At 56.5% G+C, this 3,607-nt stretch carries 5 protein-coding genes; all 5 read right to left on the reverse strand.

All coding sequences use genetic code 11. The features are described from left to right. Window positions 1-123: 123 nt before the first annotated feature. A complete protein-coding gene (locus ASG75_RS16315) occupies window positions 124-591 on the reverse strand; it encodes a hypothetical protein (protein WP_157616945.1) in 468 nt (155 codons plus the stop codon). 82 nt (window positions 592-673) lie between these two features. Continuing rightward, the gene (locus tag ASG75_RS16690; RefSeq protein WP_235580202.1) at window positions 674-973 is read right to left on the reverse strand and encodes a hypothetical protein; all 300 of its coding nucleotides are present in this window, start codon (window positions 971-973) and stop codon (window positions 674-676) included. Window positions 974-1,795: 822 nt separating this feature from the next. Further along, window positions 1,796-2,263 (reverse strand): hypothetical protein, encoded by a 468-nt coding sequence (locus ASG75_RS16325; RefSeq protein ID WP_157616946.1) that lies wholly within the window; start codon window positions 2,261-2,263, stop codon window positions 1,796-1,798. A gap of 518 nt (window positions 2,264-2,781) precedes the next feature. Continuing rightward, window positions 2,782-3,081, reverse strand: a complete 300-nt coding sequence (locus ASG75_RS16330; protein ID WP_157616947.1) for a hypothetical protein — start codon at window positions 3,079-3,081, stop codon at window positions 2,782-2,784. Between the two features lie 67 nt (window positions 3,082-3,148). Then, a complete protein-coding gene (locus ASG75_RS16335; RefSeq protein WP_157616948.1) occupies window positions 3,149-3,499 on the reverse strand; it encodes a hypothetical protein in 351 nt (116 codons plus the stop codon). Window positions 3,500-3,607: the final 108 nt, after the last annotated feature.

The following is a 3,607-nucleotide window of genomic DNA, read 5'->3' on the forward strand; positions in this document are numbered from 1 at the left end:
CGCGTCCGCTCACTGTCGGGCAGCGCGTCTAGCTCAGGAATGTCCGGCACCGAGAAAGGGATGTGCATATGAGCCTAACGCTGGAGTTAAGCGGCGGCGAAGCCGTCCGCCTTGAACGAGTTGTTAGGGGGCGGGCTCGACATCTGCCAGCACCCATGGCACACGAGTCTGAAACTCCAGTTGGGAGACCGCAAGTCCAGAGAACGTCTTGGGCAGCAAGCTGATATGGCGGCTCAGGCCAACCTCGACGTCTGGCGAAAACTGTTGGTACTGAATGACGCCAGTGCCATCCTCGTGCTCGTGCGCATCGGCTCCCGAAACAATACGGCCAACGAAATGGAACCACCCACCAGTAAGGTAGAGGCCGGATGGCTCACGACACCAGTGCATTAGCTCCGAAGGCTTGGATGGGTTGATGCCCAAGGAGGCGGCGAGCGCTACGAATTCCGGAGGGAACGTTTTACCCACTGCGGCATTGAAGTTGCGGCATTGATCGCATGAACAATCCGTGCCGATTGGCAGCGACGCATAGGCTGCGCGAGTTGCATTCGGGTCGCACTCAATGTGCCAGTTAGCAACTTGCAGGCGCAACACTGTTCCCAAGCCCCCTAACGCTTGAGTTAAGCGGCGGCGTAGCCGTCCGCCTTGAACGAGATGTTAGACCGCATGCTACTCACGACGGCCCACCAAGACCACGAATTGCTGGAGAAAGGGCTGCCAGCGTACACAGCGTGCCGAGAACAAGAGCCCTGATGAGTAGCTCGATCCATGGGAAAGGGAGCGAGCCATCCGGATTGCTCCACCCACCACGAGCATCGTCGTCGGCAGTGAGCAGATGACCCACGAACGCCCATACGGAGAAACCGATGAGCGTATAGACATATGGAACGTGCCACACGAGCGAAAGCAGCAGCGCTACTGCAATGACTACAACCAGCAAGATTGCGTAGCGCTTGGTGACTTCGGGTTTCATGCGGCCTAACGCTGGAGTTGAGCGGCGGCGTAGCCGTCCGCCTCGAACGAGTAGTTAGGGCGCGAACTCACAGGCAGCCCTGCATAGCGACACCAAAAAGGTGTGCGGCTTCAGTTGTGCTGCTGGGGCCAACGTAAAACACTTGGCCGGCTGCAACAGCGGCGACAAACAGAAGCTGCGACACGACAAAGAAGACAGTATGCCAAGGCCAACGATGTGGCGCGGACCGCCAGCGAAATACGGCTACTACAAGGCCAATAGTAAGAGCGGACCAGCCAAAAAGTTGTTTGACCCAGAGGAAGCCGCCAAACCATGCGAATGCGCCGAGCCAGAAACCGCTAGCTACAAGGACCGCGATTGCTAGTACAGAAGTGACGCGGACTGAAGGAGGGATGCTCATAGCCCTAACGCTGGAGTTAAGCGGCGGCGAAGCCGTCCGCCTTGAACGAAATGTTAGGCGCCACGAGCAGGAAACTCGAAGTGCGCCTGACCGAGCCAGATATGCAGAAAGCTTGGATCTGTGCGGACTGTAAGACTAGAAACATGTAATGCATCAATGACTTCCCATTCTGGGCCTGGGCCAAGAATCCGAATGAGCGAAAGCCCATGATCCTGAGCGCGGAAGTGGCTGCCATCGTCGCAGTATGGGCAGACAAACCAGAAGGCGCTTAGCTCCGGCCAAGAGAATGCGCCGTTCTGCAAAACGGATAGAGCGTCGAGTTGCTCTTTGCAGCGAGGACAGTCCATTGAAGTCTCGGTGTGGTGCCTAACGCTGGAGTTAAGCGGCGGCGGAGCCGTCCGCCTTGAACGAGCAGTTAGGCCTCATGGTTGGCACACTGCACTGATTGAACGAATCGTGTCCTCAGACGTGCGTACCTGAAGCCAACAAGAAGATTGGTCGCTGTAGAACTCCAAGAAGCTACCAGACTCCCGCGTGGCCTTGATAGGTTGGCCGTAGGCGGCCACGACCTTTGATACCGGCATGCCCGGGCAAACGCCGGAAGGGGTACAAGCATTGGATCCGGTGGCGTTGAGTTGGAGAACGTGACGTTGCTTGCCCGGTACAGATGGTTCGAGCCAGCCGACTAGCACAGTCAGACCAGCGTATTCAAGAGTAATGCCCTCACCAGTGTCAGATTGCCTTGCTGCTTGGCCGAGCACGGCCAACACTCGCGTCTCAGAATCGCCGAGCGCCACTCCTCCAAGACTAAGCTCACTGTCTGGAATGGTGGAGGCTGAACCAGCTGCTGATCCTGCGAAGAGGGCAATGATGGCGACGATGCTTTTCATGAGGCCTAACGCTGGAGTTAAGCGGCGGCGTAGCCGTCCGCTTGGACGAGTGGTTAGGGGGCCACTCGGTGAGCCACAAATCGAAAGTAGAGAAACGCGCAAACTACGACGATGGAAATTACGAATTGAACGTTACCTATCAGCCTGTAGCGCTGAGCATTTACAGTGATCTCGACGTCGTTCAGGCGCTCGTAATCGCGCTCACCTAGCCACATTGAAAATTCGGTGTGCACCGTAGTTGGTACGCGTAAGTTTGTTGGTTGCCAAGTGGTGTAGTCACGAAACCGGCTAAAAAATGTAGGTTCCGGGCTGCCCATCTCGACCCATTTAGACATATTAATTTGCTTTAAACGTGTTACCACGCGCCTCAGACTGACGTACCTTGCGACGCTCAGGGCCAAGAAGGCCATGGCTAGAATCACATAGACAGTGGGTACGTAATTCATCTTGGCCCCCTAACGCTGGAGTTAAGCGGCGGCGTAGCCGTCCGCCTTGAACGAAATGTTAGGCAGCCCAGCCTACTTGAGTTGCCCTGTAACTGCTGCGACCAAGAGAGGGATGACCACACAGGCGATGAAGACCCCGACAGACAGGAAACATTTACGTCGATATCGAAGGCCCTCCTCAGTGAGTAAGTTGGAGTTGAGCAGTACGTTGGCCGGATTCCACATTGTGCCGCGTCCCCAAAGCTTGACACCGGGACGCGTGCGCCGAATGGCCTTGAAGCCAAAGACGATGCTCGCAAACCAAGCCAGCACGGCAGTGATCCAAGCGACGACGAAACCTACAAGCGCAACACCAGCGAGCACTTGCGACATGTGTTGCACCTTCCCTGCCTAACGCTGGAGTTGAGCGGCGGCGTAGCCGTCCGCCTCGAACGAGTGGTTAGGCTTGCGCAGCCGATTTTCCACGATGAACCTCACGGATTGTTGCGATGAGGAGCTCTTGCTCTTCGTTGAGCGCCCAGATGGATTCGGGCGTGATGGCGCCCTGCTCTGCGAGTTGGATGAGTTTGGTGTGGTACTGCACAAAGACAGCGAGTGGCAAAGCGACACCACCCTTTTGTGTGACCAAGGACAAGCGCGTTTTCCAGTCTTCCAGTGCGAGAGCAACGGCATCTTTGACCAGCTCGCGCTTGGTTTGGTAGCGGGCTTGAACAATGACAGTTACGACCGAAGCCGCAGCACCGATGAGTGTGCCAACTAATGCTGAGATCAAAGGCACGTAGATGTTCATGGTGAGCCTAACGCTGGAGTTAAGCGGCGGCGAAGCCGTCCGCCTTGAACGAGATGTTAGGCCACACCACGCGCTCTTGGCACGCGGACTGAGAGTAAGTAGAGCACA

It is taken from the genome of Rhodanobacter sp. Soil772, from assembly GCF_001428385.1.
In the GTDB taxonomy this organism is placed as follows: domain Bacteria; phylum Pseudomonadota; class Gammaproteobacteria; order Xanthomonadales; family Rhodanobacteraceae; genus Rhodanobacter.